At 52.8% G+C, this 23083-nt stretch carries 21 protein-coding genes; 10 read left to right on the top strand and 11 right to left on the bottom strand.

The genetic code is table 11. The annotated features are described in order from the left end of the window. Positions 1 to 3 precede the first annotated feature (3 nt). Positions 4 to 1407: a chromosomal replication initiator protein DnaA gene (gene dnaA / locus FDW98_RS21790; RefSeq protein ID WP_096758996.1), complete on the bottom strand. Its 1404-nt coding sequence runs from the start codon at positions 1405 to 1407 to the stop codon at positions 4 to 6. A 606-nt stretch (positions 1408 to 2013) separates the two neighbouring features. On the opposite strand from dnaA, the gene rpmH reads away from it, so the two are divergent. From rpmH to FDW98_RS21745, 9 genes are all read left to right on the top strand, one after another. Further along, on the top strand, positions 2014 to 2154 hold the full coding sequence (rpmH, locus tag FDW98_RS21785) for a 50S ribosomal protein L34 (RefSeq protein ID WP_003023858.1): 141 nt from the start codon (positions 2014 to 2016) through the stop codon (positions 2152 to 2154). A 17-nt stretch (positions 2155 to 2171) separates the two neighbouring features. Next, complete coding sequence (gene rnpA, locus FDW98_RS21780) at positions 2172 to 2531, top strand: ribonuclease P protein component (protein ID WP_096758995.1); 360 nt, start codon at positions 2172 to 2174, stop codon at positions 2529 to 2531. Beyond that, on the top strand, positions 2495 to 2752 hold the full coding sequence (gene yidD / locus FDW98_RS21775) for a membrane protein insertion efficiency factor YidD (protein ID WP_003023846.1): 258 nt from the start codon (positions 2495 to 2497) through the stop codon (positions 2750 to 2752). Before rnpA ends, yidD begins: the two co-directional genes overlap by 37 nt. 2 nt (positions 2753 to 2754) lie before the next feature. Continuing rightward, positions 2755 to 4401 carry a membrane protein insertase YidC gene (gene yidC / locus FDW98_RS21770; RefSeq protein ID WP_096758994.1) on the top strand — a complete coding sequence of 549 codons (1647 nt, stop codon included), beginning with the start codon at positions 2755 to 2757 and terminating at the stop codon, positions 4399 to 4401. A 108-nt stretch (positions 4402 to 4509) separates the two neighbouring features. Further along, on the top strand, positions 4510 to 5874 hold the full coding sequence (mnmE, locus tag FDW98_RS21765; protein WP_096758993.1) for a tRNA uridine-5-carboxymethylaminomethyl(34) synthesis GTPase MnmE: 1365 nt from the start codon (positions 4510 to 4512) through the stop codon (positions 5872 to 5874). Between the two features lie 180 nt (positions 5875 to 6054). Beyond that, positions 6055 to 7236: an MFS transporter gene (locus FDW98_RS21760; protein WP_096758992.1), complete on the top strand. Its 1182-nt coding sequence runs from the start codon at positions 6055 to 6057 to the stop codon at positions 7234 to 7236. After that, complete coding sequence (gene yidZ, locus FDW98_RS21755) at positions 7205 to 8164, top strand: HTH-type transcriptional regulator YidZ (RefSeq protein WP_096758991.1); 960 nt, start codon at positions 7205 to 7207, stop codon at positions 8162 to 8164. Before FDW98_RS21760 ends, yidZ begins: the two co-directional genes overlap by 32 nt. A 166-nt stretch (positions 8165 to 8330) precedes the next feature. Continuing rightward, positions 8331 to 9080 (top strand): 4'-phosphopantetheinyl transferase superfamily protein, encoded by a 750-nt coding sequence (locus tag FDW98_RS21750; protein ID WP_096758990.1) that lies wholly within the window; start codon positions 8331 to 8333, stop codon positions 9078 to 9080. A 30-nt stretch (positions 9081 to 9110) separates the two neighbouring features. Further along, entirely contained in the window at positions 9111 to 9677 is a 567-nt protein-coding gene (locus tag FDW98_RS21745; RefSeq protein WP_096758989.1) for an NADPH-dependent FMN reductase, read from the top strand. 54 nt (positions 9678 to 9731) lie between these two features. Here FDW98_RS21745 and adeP read toward each other — a convergent pair whose 3' ends face one another. Then, entirely contained in the window at positions 9732 to 11069 is a 1338-nt protein-coding gene (gene adeP / locus FDW98_RS21740; RefSeq protein WP_138140552.1) for an adenine permease AdeP, read from the bottom strand. 167 nt (positions 11070 to 11236) lie between these two features. Here adeP and yieH point away from each other — a divergent pair, with 167 nt between their 5' ends. Further along, positions 11237 to 11902: a 6-phosphogluconate phosphatase gene (yieH, locus tag FDW98_RS21735; protein ID WP_096758988.1), complete on the top strand. Its 666-nt coding sequence runs from the start codon at positions 11237 to 11239 to the stop codon at positions 11900 to 11902. Positions 11903 to 12022: 120 nt separating this feature from the next. Here the strand turns inward: yieH and phoU are convergent, their stop codons facing one another. The 9 genes from phoU to atpD form a co-directional block, all read right to left on the bottom strand. Continuing rightward, complete coding sequence (gene phoU, locus FDW98_RS21730; protein ID WP_096758987.1) at positions 12023 to 12748, bottom strand: phosphate signaling complex protein PhoU; 726 nt, start codon at positions 12746 to 12748, stop codon at positions 12023 to 12025. A gap of 14 nt (positions 12749 to 12762) precedes the next feature. Further along, complete coding sequence (pstB, locus tag FDW98_RS21725) at positions 12763 to 13536, bottom strand: phosphate ABC transporter ATP-binding protein PstB (protein ID WP_003023821.1); 774 nt, start codon at positions 13534 to 13536, stop codon at positions 12763 to 12765. A 107-nt stretch (positions 13537 to 13643) separates the two neighbouring features. Then, the gene (gene pstA / locus FDW98_RS21720) at positions 13644 to 14534 is read right to left on the bottom strand and encodes a phosphate ABC transporter permease PstA (RefSeq protein WP_096758986.1); all 891 of its coding nucleotides are present in this window, start codon (positions 14532 to 14534) and stop codon (positions 13644 to 13646) included. Further along, positions 14534 to 15493, bottom strand: coding sequence for a phosphate ABC transporter permease PstC (gene pstC, locus FDW98_RS21715; RefSeq protein ID WP_096758985.1), 960 nt, complete (start codon positions 15491 to 15493; stop codon positions 14534 to 14536). The genes pstA and pstC overlap by 1 nt, the downstream gene beginning before the upstream one ends. Before the next feature lie 144 nt (positions 15494 to 15637). Beyond that, complete coding sequence (pstS, locus tag FDW98_RS21710; protein WP_096758984.1) at positions 15638 to 16678, bottom strand: phosphate ABC transporter substrate-binding protein PstS; 1041 nt, start codon at positions 16676 to 16678, stop codon at positions 15638 to 15640. A 333-nt stretch (positions 16679 to 17011) separates the two neighbouring features. Beyond that, positions 17012 to 18841: a glutamine--fructose-6-phosphate transaminase (isomerizing) gene (gene glmS / locus FDW98_RS21705; protein WP_096758983.1), complete on the bottom strand. Its 1830-nt coding sequence runs from the start codon at positions 18839 to 18841 to the stop codon at positions 17012 to 17014. A 367-nt stretch (positions 18842 to 19208) separates the two neighbouring features. Continuing rightward, positions 19209 to 20579: a bifunctional UDP-N-acetylglucosamine diphosphorylase/glucosamine-1-phosphate N-acetyltransferase GlmU gene (gene glmU / locus FDW98_RS21700; RefSeq protein WP_096758982.1), complete on the bottom strand. Its 1371-nt coding sequence runs from the start codon at positions 20577 to 20579 to the stop codon at positions 19209 to 19211. Between the two features lie 655 nt (positions 20580 to 21234). After that, complete coding sequence (locus tag FDW98_RS21695) at positions 21235 to 21654, bottom strand: F0F1 ATP synthase subunit epsilon (protein ID WP_005121460.1); 420 nt, start codon at positions 21652 to 21654, stop codon at positions 21235 to 21237. Positions 21655 to 21674: 20 nt separating this feature from the next. After that, positions 21675 to 23057, bottom strand: coding sequence for a F0F1 ATP synthase subunit beta (atpD, locus tag FDW98_RS21690; RefSeq protein WP_096758981.1), 1383 nt, complete (start codon positions 23055 to 23057; stop codon positions 21675 to 21677). Positions 23058 to 23083 lie beyond the last annotated feature (26 nt).

The following is a 23083-nucleotide window of genomic DNA, read 5'->3' as shown; positions in this document are numbered from 1 at the left end:
GCGTCACGAAGATAATGTTCTGATTAAATTGGAGAAATCTTCTTTAATATCATGGCTTTCTTCACGCAACTGTTCAATCTTGCGACAGGCATGAAGCACGGTAGTATGGTCACGCCCACCAAAGGCGTCGCCAATTTCCGGCAAACTGTGGTTGGTAAGCTCTTTTGCCAGCGCCATCGCCATCTGACGCGGACGCGCTACCGAGCGAGATCGACGCTTAGAAAGCAGATCCGCAATTTTGATTTTGTAATACTCAGCCACCGTCTTTTGAATATTGTCGATGGTGACCAGTTTTTCCTGTAATGCCAGCAGGTCGCGCAGCGCCTCACGCACAAAATCGATAGTAATCGCCCGGCCAGTAAAGTTGGCGTTAGCAATCACGCGGTTCAGTGCGCCTTCCAGTTCACGCACGTTAGAGCGTAAACGCTTGGCAATAAAGAACGCCACCTCGCCTGGCAGACGAATATCGTTTTCGTCAGCTTTTTTCATCAGGATCGCAACGCGCGTTTCCAGTTCAGGTGGTTCGATCGCGACGGTCAGTCCCCAGCCAAAGCGGGATTTCAGACGATCTTCAACGCCATTGATCTCCTTCGGATAGCGATCCGACGTCAGGATGATCTGCTGATTACCTTCCAGCAGGGCATTGAAGGTGTGGAAAAACTCTTCCTGGGATCGTTCTTTATTAGCAAAGAATTGAATATCGTCAATAAGCAACGCATCAACCGAACGGTAGTAGCGTTTAAACTCTTCGATCGCATTGTTTTGTAGGGCTTTAACCATGTCCTGTACAAAACGCTCGGAGTGCATATACACCACTTTTGCATTCGGCTTGCGCGCCATAATCCCGTTACCCACAGCATGCAACAGGTGGGTTTTACCCAGACCAGTACCGCCATAAAGGAATAGAGGATTGTAGGCGCCGCCAGGATTGTCCGCCACCTGACGAGCCGCCGCGCGCGCCAGTTGGTTAGATTTACCTTCAACGAAGTTATCAAACGTGTGTTTGACGTTGACGTTAGAGCGATAGGTTGGTTCTGCCGGGGCCGGGACGTTATCCCAACCCGAACGTGCTGCAGGTGCAGCTCGTTGCGGCTGAACTTGTTGCGCTACATACGCAGGTGCGACAACGTGATTAACTGGCGTCTTCAGCGTTTGCGTGACGGGTTTGGTACCGACTTCAAAGCGTAGCTGTGGGGCATCTGCTCCGCAGAAGTTATTCAGCAATCCATTAATATTATTAAGGTATTTGTCCCTTACCCAATCGAGCACAAAACGGTTTGGCGCATACAAAGCCAGCGTGTTATCGCTCAGTTCCGCCTGCAACGGGCGTATCCACATACTGAATTCTGTGGCTGGTAACTCATCCTGCAATCGGGCAAGACACTGCTGCCAAAGCGAAAGTGACACGGCGGACTCCACTCGAACAAAAGTCGATAAATGACAAAGGCTGAAACATTCATGATTGTTGGCGCACGTCGAAAAGACCCTGCGTGAGGGTGACGTGCGAACCGCTGTCTGCGGTTATATGCCTGATCAGGATCCGTTGAAACGATCAGGACCGCGGATCATAGCCTAAACTGAGCGAGAGATCTTCTGTTTCTCACAGATTCTTCCCGATTTATCCACAGGATGATCCAGAATCGGCTAAGTGTAAACGATCCTGGAGAAGTGCTGCAGGTTTTCGCGCGCATATTGAAAAAATTAATGAGTAAAGATGCTTTACTGCGAAAACGATCTAATAAAGATCCCGTGCGATCCTTGCGCTTTATCCACCAGCCCGTATAATTCTTACCCCCAGCGAGTAAAGGTCGCCTCACGGCGTCAACGCTGCCTGTTTTTTACGCGAAACCATGCGGAAAAAAGCGGGAATTAAGGAAAGAGAATTGACTCCGGAGTGTACAATTATTACAATCCGGCCTCTTTAATCACCCACACTGTGGCGTAAGTCGTTCGAAGTTCGTTCGGGTATACGCAAAAGTCAGTGAATTTATTCAAGTTTAGGTAGAAATCGCCATGAAACGCACTTTTCAACCGTCTGTACTGAAGCGCAACCGTTCTCACGGCTTCCGTGCTCGTATGGCTAATAAAAATGGTCGTCAGGTTTTGGCACGTCGTCGTGCTAAAGGCCGTTCTCGTCTGACCGTTTCTAAGTAATAAAAGCTAGCCCCTGAGTGGTTAAGCTCGCATTTCCCAGGGAGTTACGTTTGTTAACTCCCACTCATTTCACATTCGTCTTCCAGCAGCCACAACGGGCTGGCACGCCGCAAATCACCATTCTCGGCCGCCAAAATTCGCTGGGGCATCCCCGCATCGGTCTAACGGTCGCCAAGAAAAATGTTAAACGTGCGCATGAACGCAACAGGATTAAACGCCTGACGCGTGAAAGCTTCCGTTTACGTCAGCACGAACTTCCAGCAATGGATTTCGTAGTGGTGGCTAAAAAAGGGGTTGCCGACCTCGATAACCGTGCTCTCTCGGAAGCGTTGGAAAAATTATGGCGTCGCCATTGTCGCCTGGCTCGCGGGTCCTGATAGCCCTCATTCGGGTCTATCAACGCCTGATCAGTCCGCTGCTTGGGCCGCATTGCCGTTTCACTCCAACCTGTTCGAGCTACGGAATTGAGGCATTGCGCAGGTTTGGAGTGATAAAAGGCAGTTGGTTGACGGTGAAACGCGTATTAAAATGCCACCCTTTACACCCTGGTGGTGACGATCCCGTCCCACCCGGACCATTTGATACCAGAGAACACTAACGATGGATTCGCAACGCAATCTTTTAGTCATCGCTTTGCTGTTCGTGTCTTTCATGATCTGGCAAGCCTGGGAGCAGGATAAAAATCCGCAACCTCAGGCTCAACAGACCACGCAGACAACGACCACCGCAGCGGGTAGCGCCGCCGACCAGGGCGTACCGGCCAGTGGCCAGGGGAAACTGATTACGGTTAAGACTGACGTGCTTGATCTGACCATCAACACCCGTGGTGGTGATGTGGAACAGGCTTCACTGCCAGCTTACCCGAAAGAACTCGGTTCTACCGAACCGTTCCAGTTACTGGATACCACACCACAGTTCATCTATCAGGCACAGAGTGGCCTGACAGGTCGTGACGGCCCGGATAACCCGGCTAACGGCCCGCGTCCGCTGTACAACGTCGACAAAGACTCTTTTGTACTGGCTGACGGTCAAAATGAACTGCAGATCCCGATGACCTATACAGACGCCGCTGGCAACACGTTTACCAAAACGTTTGTTCTCAAGCGCGGTGAGTATGCGGTAAGCGTTAACTACAGCGTGCAGAACGCCAGCGAGAAGCCGCTGGAAATCTCCACCTTTGGTCAGCTGAAGCAATCCATCAATCTGCCCTCTCATCTCGACACCGGTAGCAGCAACTTTGCGCTGCATACCTTCCGTGGCGCGGCTTACTCCACGCCTGATGAGAAGTATGAGAAATACAAGTTCGACACCATTGCTGAAAACGAAAACCTGAACGTCAACGCTAAAGACGGCTGGGTCGCAATGCTGCAGCAGTATTTCGCCACGGCATGGGTTCCGCGTAACGACGGCACCAATAACTTCTATACCGCAAATCTGGGTAACGGCATTGCCGCTATCGGCTATAAATCTCAGCCGGTACTGGTTCAACCGGGCCAGACAAGCGCGATGACCAGCACCCTGTGGGTTGGCCCGGAAATTCAGGATAAAATGGCGGCCGTTGCACCGCACCTGGATCTGACCGTCGACTACGGTTGGTTGTGGTTCATCTCTCAGCCGCTGTTCAAACTGCTGAAGTGGATCCATAGCTTCCTGGGTAACTGGGGCTTCTCTATCATCGTTATCACCTTTATCGTTCGTGGCATCATGTACCCGCTGACTAAAGCGCAGTACACCTCCATGGCGAAGATGCGTATGCTGCAGCCGAAGATTCAGGCAATGCGTGAGCGTCTGGGCGATGACAAACAGCGTCAGAGCCAGGAAATGATGGCCCTGTACAAAGCTGAGAAGGTTAACCCTCTGGGCGGCTGCTTCCCGCTGATCATCCAGATGCCAATCTTCCTGGCGCTGTACTACATGCTGATGGGCTCCATTGAACTGCGCCATGCGCCGTTCGCACTGTGGATCCATGACCTGTCTGCACAGGACCCGTACTACATCCTGCCGATCCTGATGGGCGTAACGATGTTCTTCATTCAGAAGATGTCGCCGACCACCGTGACCGACCCGATGCAGCAGAAGATCATGACCTTTATGCCGGTCATCTTCACCGTGTTCTTCCTGTGGTTCCCGTCAGGTCTGGTGCTGTACTATATCGTCAGCAACCTGGTAACCATTATTCAGCAGCAGCTGATTTACCGTGGTCTGGAGAAGCGTGGCCTGCATAGCCGCGAGAAGAAAAACTCCTGATTCGGTTGTAGGCCGGATAAGGCGAAGCCGCCATCCGGCAAACGGAACATAAATTAAAGGGCGGTCGATTGACCGCCTTTTTTATTATTGGTATTTAAGAGACATATCATGAGCCATAACGACACCATCGTCGCTCAGGCCACCCCACCGGGACGTGGTGGTGTGGGTATTCTGCGCATCTCCGGCCTGAAAGCCCGCGAGGTTGCAGAATCCGTACTGGGCAAACTGCCAAAACCACGTTATGCCGACTACCTGCCGTTTAAAGATGCCGATGGTAGCACGCTGGATCAGGGCATTGCCCTGTGGTTCCCCGGTCCAAACTCCTTTACCGGTGAAGACGTTTTAGAATTGCAGGGCCACGGCGGCCCGGTCATTCTCGACCTGCTGTTAAAACGTATTCTGACTATTCCCGGCCTGCGTATTGCCAGACCCGGTGAGTTCTCGGAGCGCGCGTTCCTGAACGATAAACTCGATTTAGCCCAGGCAGAAGCCATTGCCGACCTGATCGATGCCAGTTCAGAACAAGCCGCACGTTCCGCGCTGAACTCCTTGCAGGGTGCGTTCTCCGCCCGCGTAAATCACCTTGTGGAAGCACTCACTCACCTGCGTATCTACGTGGAAGCGGCGATTGATTTTCCGGATGAGGAAATCGACTTCCTCTCTGACGGTAAAATTGAAGGCCTGCTTAATAACGTCATCGCCGATCTCGATGCCGTACGGGCCGAAGCGCGTCAGGGTAGCCTGCTGCGTGAAGGGATGAAGGTGGTGATCGCCGGACGTCCTAACGCCGGGAAATCAAGCCTGCTGAACGCCTTAGCGGGCCGTGAGGCGGCGATTGTCACCGACATTGCTGGCACCACCCGCGACGTGCTGCGCGAACATATTCATATCGACGGTATGCCGCTGCATATCATCGACACCGCCGGTCTGCGTGACGCCAGTGACGAAGTCGAACGCATTGGTATCGAACGCGCCTGGCAGGAAATCGAACAGGCCGACCGCGTGCTGTTTATGGTGGATGGCACCACCACCGATGCCGTCGACCCGGCCGATATCTGGCCTGATTTTATCGCACGTTTGCCGACGAAGTTACCCATCACCGTGGTACGCAACAAAGCGGATATCACTGGAGAAACGCTGGGCCTTAGCGAAGTAAATGGCCACTCACTGGTTCGCCTCTCTGCGCGTACCGGCGAAGGCGTGGACGTGCTGCGTAACCATCTCAAGCAGAGTATGGGCTTCGAAACCAATATGGAAGGCGGTTTCCTGGCGCGCCGTCGTCACCTGCAGGCACTGGCAGAAGCGGCAGAGCATCTCGAGCAGGGCAAAGCTCAACTGTTGGGCGCCAGGGCCGGAGAATTGCTGGCAGAAGAGCTGCGCCTTGCACAGCAGAATCTCAGTGAGATCACTGGGGAGTTTACCTCCGACGATCTGCTGGGACGGATTTTCTCCAGTTTCTGTATCGGTAAGTAACGTTGTGTTGCCCGGTGGCGCGATGCTTGCCGGGCCTACAGGACCCGTAGGCCCGATAAGGCAAAGTCGCCATTCGGACAACAGTGATTTCCTGTGAGGAAATCACTGTTGTCCGAATGGCAACTCGTGCTACTGACGCTCTCCCCGTATTCTTAGCGCCACATTCCTCATGAGGTCGCTATGACACGCTTTTTAATCTGCAGTTTTGCTCTGGTTCTGCTTTATCCTGCCGGTATTGATATGTATCTGGTGGGGTTACCGCGTATTGCCGCCGACCTTAACGCCAGCGAAGCACAGCTACATATCGCATTTTCGGTGTATCTGGCCGGAATGGCCGCGGCGATGCTGTTCGCCGGTAAGATTGCCGACCAGTCGGGTCGTAAACCGGTCGCGATTGTCGGCGCCCTGATCTTTATTTTTGCTTCCGCCCTGTGTTCATTCGCCGAGAGCGGTACGCCGTTCCTGGTGGGCCGTTTTATTCAGGGAATTGGCGCAGGCTGCTGTTATGTAGTGGCCTTTGCGATTTTGCGCGATACGCTCGACGATCGCCGCCGGGCGAAGGTGTTGTCGCTGTTGAACGGTATCACCTGTATCGTGCCGGTTCTGGCCCCGGTAATGGGGCATCTGATTATGCTCAAATACCCGTGGCAGAGCCTGTTCTACACGATGATTGGTATGGGCGTGGCAGTTTGCCTGCTGTCGGTGTTTATCCTGCGAGAATCGCGCCCAGCGACGCTCTCAAGGTCTGCGGGTGTTGAGCAGCGCACCGAATCGCTGGTAAACCGCTTTTTCCTCAGCCGACTGGCGATTACCACGCTCAGCGTGTCGGTGATCCTTACCTTCGTCAACACCTCACCGGTGCTACTGATGGAGGTAATGGGTTTTGACCGCGGTGAATACGCCACGACCATGGCGATGACCGCAGGGGTCAGTATGGCGGTCTCTTTCTCCACACCGTTTGCCCTGAGCCTGTTTAAGCCCCGCACCCTGATGCTGGCCTCACAGGTGCTGTTCCTGAGCGCAGGCGTGGTTCTAACCCTTGCCAGCTCGCATGCAGTTACACTGTTTGGCCTGACGTTAATCTGTGCCGGATTCTCGGTCGGTTTCGGCATTGCCATGAGCCAGGCGCTGGGACCGTTCTCGCTGCGAGCGGGCGTCGCCAGCTCAACGCTAGGCATCGCCCAGGTTTGCGGCTCATCACTGTGGATTTGGCTGGCGGCTGTCCTCGGACTTGACGCGTTGAATATGCTGATCGGGATTCTGATTGGCTGTAGCATAGTGAGCATCATGCTGATTATCACTGTTGCTCCTAACCGGTCCGCGCCTACTCATGAAGAAATCCCTCAGCAGTCTCGATCTTAATTTACTGCTCTGCCTGCAGCTCCTGATGCAGGAGCGCAGCGTCACCAAAACCGCCAAACGGATGAACGTCACGCCGTCGGCGGTCAGTAAATCGTTGGCGAAGCTGAGATCCTGGTTTGACGATCCGCTGTTTGTAAACACCCCGCTGGGGCTGACGCCGACGCCGTTGATGGTCAGTATGGAACAGAGCCTGGCGGAGTGGATGCAGATGGGCAATCAGTTGCTCGATAAGCCGCATCACGAAGCACCGCGCGGGTTGAAGTTTGATCTGGTGGCCGAGACGCCGCTGGTGATGATCATGTTCAACGCGCTCTCGCAGCAGATTTATCAACGCTATCCGCAAGCGTCCATCAAAGTGCGCAACTGGGATTACGATTCGCTGGACGCCATTATTCGCGGTGAGGTGGATATCGGGTTTACCGGGCGCGAAAGCCACCCGCGCTCACGCGAGTTGCTGAGCCTGCTGCCGTTATCTATCGACCATGAGGTGCTGTTTTCCGATCTCCCCTGCGTCTGGCTGCGCGAAGATCATCCGGCGTTACGAGAAGAGTGGAACCTGGAGACCTTCCTGCGCTATCCGCATATCAGCATCAGTTGGGAACAAAGCGATACCTGGGCGCTGGACGATGTGCTGCAGGAGATGGGACGCAAACGCACTATCGCCCTGAGCCTACCAGGGTTTGAGCAGTCGCTGTTTATGGCCGCCCAACCGGATCACGCGTTGATAGCCACCGCCCCAGTCTACTGTCAGCGTTATAATCAACTCCACCAGCTTCCACTGGTGGCACGCCCGCTGCCCTTTGATACCGCACAGCTGGAAAAAATGCGCGTACCGTTCACCCTGCTCTGGCATAAACGTAACAGCCACAATCCAAAGATCGTCTGGCTGAAAGACACGATCAAGACGCTCTATCGTGATATGTCCTGACACTGCGCGCCAAAATTGTTGCTAAATTAACCATGATAGTGTCAGAAATGTAAATGTCGCGTAATGTATCCCGTTTTCGCCTGATTTTTAGGCAGTAAAGCCTGCCTGGACGCCGTGTAAATGTTACTCTGGTAATAATCACGGACCATTAATCACGGAGCGAAAAATGGCGACACATTTTGCCAGAGGGATTCTTACGGAGGGACACCTGATTTCAGTTCGCCTCCCTTCTCCATGCCATATCGAAGCAAACAGCCTCCCAACTCACCGCCGAACACGCTTTCTGGCCTCCAGAAGCCTCCTCGCTGAACTGATGTTTATGCTTTACGGCACCAGCTCGCTGCCCGAAATCGTGCAACATGCCAAAGGCAAACCGGTCTTTCGCGATAAAAATCTGCCCGGATTTTCCATTTCCTACGCCGGAAATATCGTCGGCGTGGCGCTGACGACAGAAGGCAGCTGCGGCCTGGATATGGAACTTCAGCGAGCAATCCGTGGGTTTAACTATCCACATTCGACGGACACCAGGCGCTTTTCCAGCAACGAAAACCTGTGGATCAACAACCAAAGCGATCCGAATGAAGCACGCGCACAGCTCATTACCCTGCGCCAGAGCGTACTCAAACTTACCGGTGATATGAGCAATGACGATCCGCGCGAACTCCAGTTGTTACCCGGCGCCGGACGCCTGAAATGCGCCCATATGGCGCAGATCGAAGCCATTTGCGATGCGGAAGATGTGCTGGTGTGGTCGGTCGCGGTGACGCCAGCCATTGAAAAACTCAAGGTTTGGGAGTTTGATGGTAAGCAGGATTGGAAAAGTTTGCCCGATATCCAGACTCGCGCCAATGCGCCAACGGGCCGCCTGATCCGCTTCTCTCAATTATCCGCAGCGAAGAGCTATACGCTTAACTGATTTAACCTTCATGATGAAACAGGAGTAACCATGTCTGAAACATTGAATGTTGTTACGTTACTGGGGAGCCTGCGCAAAGGCTCATTTAATGGAATGGTTGCCCGTACGCTGCCAAAAATTGCCCCGGCAGGGATGGACGTCAACGCATTACCGTCGATTGGCGATATTCCACTGTACGATGCCGATCTCCAGCAGGAAGAAGGTTTTCCGGCAAGCGTAGAAGCGCTGGCGGAGCAGATCAGAAAAGCGGATGGCGTGGTGATTGTCACACCAGAATATAACTATTCGGTACCAGGTGGACTGAAGAACGCCATCGACTGGCTGTCCCGTCTGCCCGATCAGCCTCTGGCAGGCAAACCGGTGCTGATCCAGACCAGCTCAATGGGCGCGATTGGCGGTGCCCGCTGTCAGTACCATCTGCGCCAGATTCTGGTGTTCCTTGACGCCATGGTCATGAATAAACCGGAGTTTATGGGCGGTGTCATTCAGAATAAAGTGGATACACAAACCGGCGAAGTGATTGATCAAAGCACGCTGGATCACCTGACGGGCCAGTTGGCCGCCTTCGGGGATTATATTCAGCGCGTAAAAGCATAAAAGAAAAAGCCCGCCAGCAGTAATGCCGGGCGGGCTGTAGAGAATACCGATATTTTAGTGTGCGTCGATAAACACAATCTTCAGCACAAACAGCAGCGCCACAACGATCACGCATGGGCTGAGGTCGCGGAAGCGTCCGGTACCGATTTTCATTACACAGTAGGAAATAAAGCCCAGCGCGATACCTTCGGTAATCGAGAAGCTAAACGGCATCATCACGGCGGTAATAAACGCCGGGACCGCTTCGGTCAGGTCATCCCACTTCACGCGTGACAGGCTGGAGGTCATCAGCACACCGACATAAATCAGCGCACCTGCTGCCGCATAGGGCGGCACCATTCCCGCCAGCGGCGACAGGAAAATCACCAGCAGGAACAGGATCCCCACCACGACAGCCGTCAGGCCAGTACGCCCGCCAACTGAAACCCCGGAAGACGACTCGATATACGCAGTCACCGAAGAAGTACCGATAAAGGACCCGGCAACCGAGGAGACGCTATCCACAAACAGCGCCTGCTTCATGCGCGGAAACTTACCTTTTTCATCGGCCAGACCCGCTTTGTCCGTCACACCGATAAGCGTACCGGAGGAGTCGAACAGGTTAACCAGCATGAAGGAGAAGATCACCCCCGCCAGCCCCAGGTTGAACGACCCGGCAAGGTCAACATGGCCCACAACGGTGGTGATGCTCGGTGGTGCAGAAACGATACCGTTATAGTGCACATCGCCCAGCATCCAGCCCAGCAGGGTGGTGACGATAATCGAAACCAGCACCGCCGCATGAATGTTGCGGGACGCCAGAATAGCGATAATGAAGAAGCCCAAGACCCCCAGCAGCACGCTGTGAGAAGTCAGGTTACCAATGGAAACCAGCGTATCCTTGTTCGCCACGATAACGCCGGCATTTTTCAGCCCCATCATGCCGATAAACAGACCGATACCGCTGGTGATCCCCACGCGCAGACTGACCGGGATGTTGGCAATCATCCAGTAACGCACGCGGAAGATAGTCAGCAGCAGCAGACCCACCGCACCCCAGAAGATAGCGCCCATACCTACCTGCCACGGCAGGCCCATTGCCTGTACCACGACGAACGCGAAGAAGGCGTTCAGCCCCATCGCTGGCGCCAGCGCCACCGGCAGGTTAGCAAATACGCCCATCAGGATACTGCCCAACGCCGCAATCAGACAGGTGGTCACGAAGACGGCACTGGTGTCCATTCCGGCTACGCCCAGAATTTGCGGGTTGACGAAAACGATGTAGACCATCGTCAGGAAAGTAGTGAAACCGGCGATCACTTCGGTCCGTGCCGTCGTGCCATGTTCGCGCAGTTTAAACACGCGTTCCAGTATGCCCCGGCCAGAAGCCTGGGTTGTGTGTTGTTGACTCATTATCAATTTCCGAACAAGGAGGGAAAATTCGTCGCTATCCTATACCAAAATGCGACAATAGGGTGGGTTATGAGCGATTTTTTTCCATTGATTTTGCTTATACGGCAACGATTGCGTCGCCCAATAATGCTGTACGTAAACGTTAAACTTGTTAAAACGGAAATGACATGTCCCAGATAGAAGCTGTATTTTTTGACTGTGACGGAACCCTCGTCGACAGTGAAGTCATTTGTTCTCGCGCGTATGTCAGCATGTTCCAGGCGTTTGGCATTACGCTCGATCTTGAAGAGACGTTTAAACGCTTCAAGGGGGTAAAGCTCTACGAGATCATCGACATTATCAACGACGAGCACGGTGTCGAACTGGCAAAAGCCGAACTAGAACCGATTTACCGCGCCGAGGTCGCACGCCTGTTCGATACGGAACTGGAGGTGATTGCAGGTGCCAACGCGCTGCTGGATAGCATGGCAGTGCCGATGTGCGTGGTGTCGAACGGTCCGGTCAGCAAAATGCAGCATTCGTTAGGCAAGCTAGGCATGCTGCATCATTTCCCGGATTTACTGTTCAGCGGCTATGATATCCAACGCTGGAAACCCGATCCGGCGCTGATGTTCCATGCGGCAAAAGCCATGAACGTCAATCCGCAAAACTGCATTCTGGTGGATGATTCTGCAGCGGGTGCGCAGTCAGGGATTGATGCCGGGATGGAGGTGTTCTACTTCTGCGCCGATTCGCACAACAAACCGATCGATCATCCTAAAGTGACGACCTTTACCGATCTGGCACAGTTGCCGGCATTGTGGAAGGCGCGGGGTTGGAATATCGTCGATTAAACAGTAGGCCTGATAAGCAAAGCGCCATCAAGCGGATGGCGCAGAATGCCGGATGCGGCGTAACGCCTTATCCGGCCTACAATAGCGACGCCGGGGATCCCGGCGAACGCAACAAGCCGCTTATTCCTTCGGGTCTTTACCCGCCAGCAGCTTATCCAGCTCATCGCCGCCGACGTGACGGAAATCTTGTCCCTTCACGAAGTAGAAGATGTATTCGCAAATATTCTGGCAACGGTCACCGATACGCTCGATAGAACGGGCGCAGAACAGTGCGGTCAGCACGCTCGGAATGGTGCGCGGGTCTTCCATCATATAGGTCATCAGTTGGCGCACGATGCCCTCATATTCCTGGTCAACTTTCTTGTCTTCACGATAAATGCGCACCGCTTCGTCCAGATCCATGCGCGCAAACGCATCCAGCACATCGTGTAGCATTTGCACCGTATGGCGACCCAGTGATTCCAGGCTGACCAACAGCGGCTGATGCTGCTGGGAGAATTTCTCCAGCGCGGTACGGCAGATTTTGTCCGCGACGTCACCAATACGTTCCAGTTCGGCGATGGTTTTGATGATTGCCATCACCAGGCGCAGGTCGCTCGCCGTCGGCTGACGTTTCGCGATGATACGCACGCAGGCTTCATCAATCGCCACTTCCATCATGTTGACGTTCTTGTCACCATCAATGACGCGCTTCGCCAGCTCGCTGTCCTGGTTGTGCATCGCGGTAATGGCATCAGAAAGCTGCTGCTCCACCATGCCGCCCATGGTCATCACCTGGGTGCGGATGCTTTCCAGTTCTGCGTTGAACTGGCCGGAAATATGTTTATTAAGGTTCAGACTGTCCATAACGCGCTCCTGAATCAACCGTAACGGCCGGTGATATAATCTTCTGTTTGTTTCTTCGCGGGCTTGGTGAACAGATCGTCCGTGTTGCTGAATTCAATCAACTCGCCCAGGTACATAAATGCCGTGTGGTCGGAACAACGTGCAGCCTGCTGCATATTGTGGGTCACGATAACGACGGTGTAATCCTCTTTCAGCTCGGTGATCAGCTCTTCAATACGCCCGGTAGAGATCGGGTCGAGCGCCGAACACGGCTCATCCAGCAGCAACACTTCAGGGCGAATGGCAATACCACGCGCAATGCACAAACGCTGCTGCTGACCACCGGAGAGAGAGTACCCGCTCTGGTGTAGTTTATCTTTGGTTTCATTCCATAATGCGGCCTTGGTCAAGGCCCACTGCACGCGCTCATCCATGTCTGCACGCGAGAGTTTTTCAAACAGACGGACACCAAACGCGATGTTGTCGTAGATGGACATCGGGAACGGCGTCGGCTTCTGGAACACCATCCCTACTTTGGCACGCAGCAGCGCGATATCCTGGGTATTGGTGAGAATATTGTCGCCATCCAGCAGGATTTCACCTTCCGCACGCTGTTCTGGATACAGTTCAAACATTTTGTTGAAGGTACGCAGAAGCGTTGATTTACCACAGCCTGATGGCCCGATAAACGCCGTGACCTGGTTTTTAGCGATATCCAGGTTGATGTTCTTCAGGGCATGGAATTTGCCGTAGTAGAAGTTCAAATCACGAACCTGAATCTTACCTGGGGCAGTATCAACCATACTCATTTCAATCTATTCCTTATCATGCCTGATGGCGCGCAGCTTATCAGGCCTACAAATATGTTCGACCGTAGGCCGGATAAGGCGTTTACGCCGCCATCCGGCAATTCGTCTTAACCGTGTTTCTTCTTCGCGAAAATAACGCGCGCCAGAATGTTCAGCAGCAGTACGCACAGGGTAATAATCAGCACCCCGGCCCAGGCCAGTTGCTGCCATTCCACAAATGGGCTCATCGCAAACTTAAAGATGGTCACCGGCAGGTTGGCTATCGGCTGCATCATGTCGGTGCTCCAGAACTGATTGGAGAGCGATGTAAACAGCAGCGGAGCGGTTTCACCGGCAATACGCGCAATCGCCAGCAAAACACCGGTGATAATGCCGGAGACAGACGCCTTCAGGGTGATCGCTGAAATCATCTTCCACTTCGGCGTACCCAGCGCATAGGCCGCTTCACGCAGGCTATCCGGCACCAGTTTGAGCATGTTTTCGGTGGTACGAATCACGATTGGCACCTGCAGCAGCGCCAGCGCAATCACGCCCGCCCAGCCAGAGAAGTGCTCCATTTTCGCGACGACCACGGTGTAAACGAACAGACCCACAACAATCGACGGCGCAGACAGCAGGATGTCGTTGATAAAGCGGATAATCTCAGCCAGCCAGGACTTACGCCCGTACTCGGCCAGATAGATGCCCGCCATAATACCGAGCGGCGTACCCAACACGGTCGCCCACAGGATCAACAGCCCGCTGCCCGCCAGGGCATTCGCCAGACCGCCACCCGCCGTATTCGGCGGCGGCGTCATTTCAGTGAACAGCGCCAGCGACATACCATCGATACCGCGAACCACCGTTGAGAACAGGATCCACACCAACCAGAACAGACCGAACGCCATCGTCCCCATTGAGAGCGTCAGTGCGATGCGGTTTTTCAAGCGGCGACGCGCCTGCATCTTACGACGAGACTCCGCCAGCGCGGCGGTGTTTTGCATATCAAGCGTAGCCATTAGCGTGCCCCCTCGTTCTTCGCAAGGCGCATGATCATGAACTTAGACGCTGCCAGCACGATGAAGGTGATCACAAACAGGATCAGCCCCAGTTCCATCAACGCAGCCACATGCAGGCCAGATTCCGCTTCGGCAAATTCATTCGCCAACGCAGAGGTAATACTGTTACCCGGCATAAACAGCGATGCACTGTCGAGCTGGTAGGTGTTACCGATGATAAAGGTCACCGCCATGGTTTCACCCAGCGCGCGGCCAAGACCCAACATCACGCCGCCAATCACCCCATTTTTGGTGAACGGAAGGACGATGCGCCAGATAACTTCCCAGGTCGTACAGCCGATGCCGTAGGCTGACTCTTTCATCAGTACCGGCGTTTGTTCGAACACATCGCGCATGACCGCCGCAATGTACGGGATGATCATAATGGCCAGGATCACACCGGCTGCCAGAATACCGATACCAAAGGCCGGACCCGCAAACAGGGCACCCACAAACGGAATGTTGGAAAGGATGTTACCCACCGGCTCCTGGAAGTAGGTTGCAAACAGCGGGGCAAAAATAAACAGGCCCCACATGCCGTAAACAATACTCGGGATCGCCGCCAGCAGTTCAATTGCAATGCCCAGCGGGCGACGTAACCAGTTAGGTGCTAACTCAGTCAAAAATAAAGCGATGCCGAAGCTCACCGGAACGGCGATCAGCAAGGCGATAAACGAGGTCACCAGCGTACCGTAAATCGGTACCAGCGCACCGTAGATGTCGTTTGGCGCATCCCACTCTTTGGTCCACAAAAATGAGAAACCAAATTTTTGAATGCTTGGCCAGGAGGAGATGATCAGAGAGACAATAATGCCACCCAACATCAATAGCACAATCAGCGCAGCCAGTTTTACCAGCACGCTGAATATCATGTCACCCTTTTTACCCGGTGGGTTAAAAGCAGGCTTGGTTGCAGCCATAAATCACTCTTTAAGTTAAACTCATTTACTCAGTTGCCCATGCCGGATGGCGCTACGCTTATCCGGCCTACACTCTGGGCCTACGGTAGAAACCGTAGGGCGGATAAGCGTAGCGCCATCCGCCAATTCGTCAAAGATATTCTATTAGTACAGTGCTTTACCGCTGCTGTCTTTCACGTTGGTCTTCCATGCAGCACGAATCTGCTCAACCACGTTATCCGGCAGGCTGGCGTAATCCAGGTCATTAGCCTGTTTACCGCCATTTTTGTACGCCCAGTCAAAGAACTTCAGCACTTCAACGCCCTGCTCAGGTTTCTTCTGCTCTTTGTGAACCAGGATGAATGTGGTGGACGTAATCGGCCATGCCTCATCACCTTTCTGGTTAGTCAGATCCTGGGCGAAGGTTTTGCTCCAGTCAGCGCCTTTTGCCGCATTTGCAAAGTTTTCTTCGGTCGGGCTTACCGGTTTACCGTCAGCAGAAATCAGTTTGGTATAGGCCAGGTTGTTCTGCTTAGCGTAAGCATATTCAACGTAACCAATGGAGCCTGGCAGACGCTGTACGAACGCGGCGATACCGTCGTTACCTTTACCGCCCAGACCGGTTGGCCAGTTAACGGTAGAGCCTGCACCAATTTTAGATTTCCACTCTTCGTTCACTTTTGCCAAATAGCTGGTGAACACGAAAGAGGTACCGGAACCATCAGCACGACGCACAACGGCGATGTTCTGCGAAGGCAGTTTCAGCCCTGGGTTCAGTTTGGTGATGGCTTCATCATCCCACTTCTTGATTTTGCCGAGGTAGATATCACCCAGGGTCTTACCGTCCAGCACCAGTTCGCCGGATTTCAGGCCTGGAATATTTACAGCCAGCACGACACCGCCGATCACGGTCGGGAACTGGAACAGGCCTTCCTGTGCCAGTTTCTCATCGGACAACGGTGCATCAGAAGCGCCGAAATCAACGGTATTTGCCGTAATTTGTTTTACACCACCGGAGGAACCGATACCCTGGTAGTTGACTTTACTACCGGTCTCTTTCTGATAAGTATCAGCCCATTTGGCATACACTGGCGCAGGAAAAGTTGCACCTGCACCTGTCAGGCTCGCTGCGGCAAATACAGAGAACGCGCTCATGGATAAGGTCGCGGCGACAACAGTTGCGACAGTGGTACGCATAACTTTCATAATGTCTCCTGCAAGATTTTCGTAAATCATTGTTTAGTGGCTACGATAAGCAAAATAGGACAAACAGGTGACAGTTAAATGTACGAAATATGACAGTTTTATGACAATGAAAAATAATGCGCGAGGAACATTTAGAAACAGTATAAAAACAGTAAGTTAATCGATTATGTGACAATCATAGTTCGGCAAAATTTTCTTTTTATGACACTGAAAACAGTAGCTGAAGATGACGGTTTGTCACATAAAACAGGCGGGATAATTGATTAAAAACAGAACACATTTAAAAAAATGCCCCGCTTTGAGCAGGGCATTTTCAGTTCAGCGAGGTATCGCTTATTCCACGGTAACCGACTTCGCCAGGTTGCGCGGCTGATCGACATCGGTGCCTTTAATCAGCGCCACGTGATACGCCAGCAGTTGCAGCGGAACGGTATAGAAGATCGGAGCAATCACCTCTTCCACATGCGGCATCTCAATGATGTGCATGTTTTCGTTGCTGGTAAAGCCCGCATCTTGATCGGCGAAGACGTACAGTTGGCCGCCACGGGCACGAACTTCTTCAATGTTGGATTTCAGTTTTTCCAACAGTTCGTTGTTCGGTGCCACGACGATAACCGGCATATCCGCATCAATCAGCGCCAGCGGGCCGTGTTTCAGCTCGCCAGCTGCGTAGGCTTCCGCGTGAATATAAGAGATCTCTTTCAGCTTCAGCGCGCCTTCCAGCGCAATCGGATACTGATCGCCACGGCCGAGGAACAGCGCATGGTGTTTGTCAGAGAAATCTTCCGCCAGGGCAGCAATGCGTTTGTCCTGAGACAGCATCTGCTCAATACGGTTCGGCAGCGCCTGCAGACCGTGAACGATGTCATGCTCAATAGACGCATCCAGGCCTTTCAGACGAGACAGTTTCGCCACCAGCATCAGCAGTACCGTCAGTTGGGTGGTAAATGCTTTCGTGGAGGCCACGCCGATTTCGGTACCGGCGTTGGTCATCATCGCCAGGTCGGATTCACGCACCAGTGAAGACCCCGGTACGTTACAAATCGCCAGCGATCCCAGATAACCCAATTCTTTTGATAAGCGCAGACCCGCCAGGGTATCCGCCGTTTCACCAGACTGGGACAGGGTGATCATCAGGCTGTTGCGACGCACGGCTGATTTGCGGTAACGGAATTCAGAGGCGATTTCCACATCACACGGAATACCCGCCAGCGACTCAAACCAGTAGCGGGACACCATACCTGAGTTGTACGACGTACCACAGGCGATGATCTGAATATGCTCCACCTGAGACAGCATCTCGTTGGCATGCGGACCCAGCTCGCTTAAATCCACCTCACCGTGGCTGATGCGCCCGGTCAGCGTATTTTTGATCGCATTCGGCTGTTCGTAGATCTCTTTCTGCATGTAGTGGCGATAGATACCTTTTTCGCCCGCGTCATATTGCAGACTGGATTCAATGTCCTGACGTTTAACTTCCGCGCCAGACTTGTCGAAAATGGTCACTGAACGACGAGTCACTTCCGCAATATCGCCTTCTTCCAGGAAGATAAAGCGACGGGTTACCGGCAGCAGCGCCAGCTGATCGGAAGCGATAAAGTTCTCACCCATGCCCAAACCAATTACCAGTGGGCTACCAGAACGCGCCGCCAGCAGGATTTCAGGGTTACGGGTATCCATGATCACCGTACCGTATGCACCGCGCAGCTGCGGGATAGTCCGCAGTACGGCCTCACGCAGAGTACCACCCTGCTCCAGCTCCCAGTGCACCAGGTGAGCAATCACTTCGGTGTCGGTTTCTGACACAAAAGTGTAGCCACGTGTTTTCAGCATTTCACGCAGCGGTTCATGGTTTTCGATGATGCCGTTATGCACCACCACAATGTGATCAGAAACATGCGGATGCGCGTTCGCTTCTGAAGGTTCGCCATGCGTTGCCCAACGCGTGTGAGCAATACCGGTGCCGCCATGTAACGGATGATCTTCCGCAGCCGCGGTAAGCATCTGTACTTTGCCCAGACGACGCAGACGGGTCATTTTGCCTTCAGCATCGACAACTGCCAGACCAGCAGAGTCATAACCACGATATTCCAGACGACGTAAACCTTCGAGAAGGATTTCAGCAACATCACGCTGCGCGATAGCGCCAACAATTCCACACATATTTTTAGATTCCGAATTTAGGCATTATGCCTGTCGTTGTCGGTCAACCTGTATTTATCCTTCACCTTTCACGCTGTGGCTGTGTTGTCTGCACGCTTTCGCCATGGTCACTTACTGATTGTAAGCTCCCATGGTCTCACGCGCTTGCCGCCTTACCACAACGCGAAATCTTTGGATAAAACCCGTATTTACGGGCGCCCCGAGCCTTGTAGAGAGTGGGGTTATTTTTATGGTACTGCGTGTTGAGCGGAGGATTATATTATCCCCTCATCTCTTGTCTGCCTGATGGCAATCACGTTTATCAGGCCTACTGAACGTCACCGCACGTAGGCCGGATAAGGCAAAGTCGCCATCCAGCAAAAATTAATTACTTCTTCTTCTCCGGACGCTTCCAGCCTTGTTTATGGACCTGAGGTACCCGGCTGATAACCAGTTCGTTATCCGCGACATCACGCGTTACGGTGGTCCCGGCGGCAATAGTCGCGCCTTTACCCACGGAGACAGGCGCCACCAGCTGAGTATCAGAACCAACAAACACATCGTCGCCAATAATGGTTTTAAACTTATTGGCACCATCGTAGTTGCAGGTAATAGTCCCTGCGCCGATGTTCACGTTATCGCCAATTTCTGCATCGCCCAGATACGTCAGATGACCGGCTTTGGAGCCTTTACCCAGACGCGCTTTTTTCATTTCGACGAAGTTACCCACGTGTGCGCCTTCCTGCAGCTCAGCGCCGGGACGTAAACGTGCAAACGGACCGATAGTACATGCCGCATCGAGGCGTGCATCTTCCACAACGCTGTATGGGCTAAGCTCACAGTCATCACCAATCACGCTGTTCTTGATGACGCAACCTGCGCCAATCTTGACGCGATCGCCGAGGGTCACGTGACCTTCAATGATAACGTTAGTATCAATTTCAACATCGCGCCCGTGAATAAGCGTACCGCGTAGATCAAAACGCGCCGGATCGCGCAGCATCACGCCAGCCAGCAGCAGTTTTTCTGCCTGCTCGGACTGATAAACACGCTCCAGTAGGGAAAGCTGCAGACGGTTATTGACGCCTTCCGTTTCGCTAATACGCGCCGGATGTACCGCGGCAATCTCACGTCCTTCATGATAGGCCATCGCAATGATATCGGTGATGTAGTATTCACCCTGCGCATTGTTGTTGGTGAGTTTTGCCAGCCAGCGCTTCATGTCTGCACCGTTAGCCACCAGAATACCGGTATTGATTTCCTGAATCTGACGCTGCTCGTCGGTGGCATCTTTATGCTCAACGATGCCAGTAACCACGCCGTTTTCACGCGTAATACGCCCGTAGCCGGTTGGGTCATCCAGTTTCACCGTTAACAGGCCGATGCCCCCCTGCGGTTTTGCATCGCGCAGACGCTGTAAGGTGTCGGTGGAGATGAGCGGAACATCGCCATAAAGCATCAAAATGTCTTCGTCATCACCAAAGAATGGCGCCGCCTGCTGCATAGCATGACCGGTACCCAACTGCTCTGCTTGCAGAACCCAGTTCAGGTTGTCATCTTTCAGCGTTTGTTTAAGCAGATCGCCACCGTGTCCGTAGACAAGGTGTACGCGAGTTGCGCCTAATTCATTAGCAGCATCAATGACATGCTGGACCATCGATTTACCCGCGAGGGTATGCAGCACTTTAGGAAGATCGGAATACATACGTGTACCTTTGCCTGCGGCAAGGATCACGACGCTCATAGCACTATTCAACATACACGTCCTGACTGTAATTTAAGAACGAATTTATACCGTTTCACATTGAAAATACTACATTTTTTTCATCGTGAAATGGGCCGAAGATAAACCGTTCAATAGGGGAAAATACCTATCGTTTAGCCCACTATTTTCGTCGATATCTACGCCTTTTGTCTTCCCAAAAACAGGAGACTGCTCTTATTAAAGCCTTAGGTTAATGTTTTTGCTATTTTTTTGCCCCATGAATAAAGAATTCAGTGTCCGGACTCAATTTTATTTATCGAATTCAGGGGGTAATAGAAGGAGTGGATCGAGGCGGGGGATAGTGCGAAAACGACAGGAGAACAGATGGCGCTAGCTTATAAATTACGCAAAGCATCGCGCCACATTAAAGCAGGTATTACAGGTTGAACGTGCCGAAAGAGACGTTCATGCTGCTGAAAAGGGCGATGATTTTGTTGATCAGTTTCATGTTGGTATCCCGTTTTTATCTGAGTTAATTATGTGACACTCATCACAAAAAAGAGTCTACGCTTCATTTTTTAATCGATCAATATTTATGTGATTAATATCACATAAAATTTAAAATACCTTTTCAGTTTCAAATTAACTAAAACACAGGCATAAAAAAACCAGCCTGAAATCAGACTGGTTTTTGTGTTTCAAGCCGGTGTTACATCGCTTTTTTGGTCAACTCGATAACGCGCAGTTTGGCGATCGCTTTGGCCAGTTCCGCAGATGCCTGAGCGTAATCCACGTCACCATGAGAGCTCTTAATGTGCTCTTCTGCCTTACGTTTCGCTTCCAGGGCTCTCGCTTCATCGAGATCCTGCCCGCGAATCGCGGTATCAGCCAGTACGGTCACATTGCCAGGCTGCACTTCAAGAATGCCGCCGGACAGATAGATAAACTCTTCATGACCGAACTGTTTAACGATGCGGATCATACCAGGCTTAATGGCGGTGAGCAGCGGTGCGTGTCCCGGGAAAATACCCAGTTCACCTTCACTACCCGTTACCTGGATTTTTTCGACCAGACCAGAGAACATTTGTTGCTCTGCGCTGACGACATCCAGGTGGTAAGTCATTGCCATATCACCCTCCGATTAAGGCGTTAAAGTTTTTTCGCTTTTTCCACGGCTTCGTCGATAGAACCGACCATGTAGAACGCCTGCTCTGGCAGGTGGTCGTATTCGCCTTCCATGATGCCTTTAAAGCCACGGATGGTGTCTTTCAGGGATACGTATTTACCCGGAGAACCGGTGAATACTTCCGCAACGAAGAACGGCTGGGACAGGAAACGCTGGATCTTACGCGCACGTGCTACCACCAGTTTGTCTTCTTCAGACAGTTCATCCATACCCAGGATGGCGATGATGTCTTTCAGTTCCTGGTAACGCTGCAGCAGGGACTGTACGCCACGCGCAGTGTCGTAGTGTTCCTGACCAACAACCAGCGGATCCAGCTGACGGCTGGTGGAGTCCAGCGGGTCAACGGCCGGGTAGATACCCAGGGATGCGATCTGACGGCTCAGTACCACTGTTGCATCTAAGTGAGCAAAGGTGGTGGCTGGGGATGGGTCAGTCAAGTCATCCGCAGGTACGTATACCGCCTGAACGGAGGTGATAGAACCGGTTTTAGTTGAGGTGATACGTTCCTGAAGAACACCCATCTCTTCCGCCAGAGTCGGCTGATAGCCTACCGCTGATGGCATACGGCCCAGCAGAGCGGATACTTCCGTACCGGCCAGGGTATAACGATAGATGTTATCGACGAACAGCAGAACGTCACGGCCTTCGTCACGGAACTTCTCAGCCATGGTCAGACCGGTCAGTGCAACGCGCAGACGGTTTCCCGGCGGCTCGTTCATCTGGCCATATACCAGGGATACTTTGTCCAGAACGTTGGAGTCGGTCATTTCGTGGTAGAAGTCGTTACCCTCACGAGTACGTTCACCCACGCCCGCAAACACGGAGTAACCGGAGTGCTCGATCGCGATGTTACGGATCAGCTCCATCATGTTTACGGTTTTACCTACACCCGCACCACCGAACAGACCGACTTTACCGCCCTTCGCGAACGGACACATCAGGTCGATAACTTTGATGCCGGTTTCCAGCAGTTCCTGAGAGCTGGACAGCTCTTCATAGGATGGTGCTGCGCGGTGGATAGCCCAACGCTCTTCTTCACCGATGTCGCCTTTCATGTCGATCGGGTGACCCAATACGTTCATGATACGACCCAGTGTTGCTTTACCTACCGGGACTTCGATTGGGTGCTCGAGATCTTTAACTTCCAGACCACGACGCAGACCGTCGGAAGAACCCATGGCGATGGTACGCACGATACCGCCACCGAGCTGCTGCTGAACTTCCAGCACCAGAACTTCATTACCATTCTGAACCTCAAGGGCTTCGTACACACGCGGTACGGCATCCTGAGGGAATTCGACGTCAACTACGGCGCCGATTACCTGGACAATTTTTCCAGTAGCCATCTTGAATCCTCTACGAATTAACCTGG

Source organism: Citrobacter sp. wls711 (assembly GCF_005281055.1).
GTDB classification, from domain to species: domain Bacteria; phylum Pseudomonadota; class Gammaproteobacteria; order Enterobacterales; family Enterobacteriaceae; genus Citrobacter; species Citrobacter gillenii.
The sequence above is the reverse complement of the archived record's forward strand: the minus strand, read 5'-3'. Positions and strand labels throughout refer to the sequence as shown.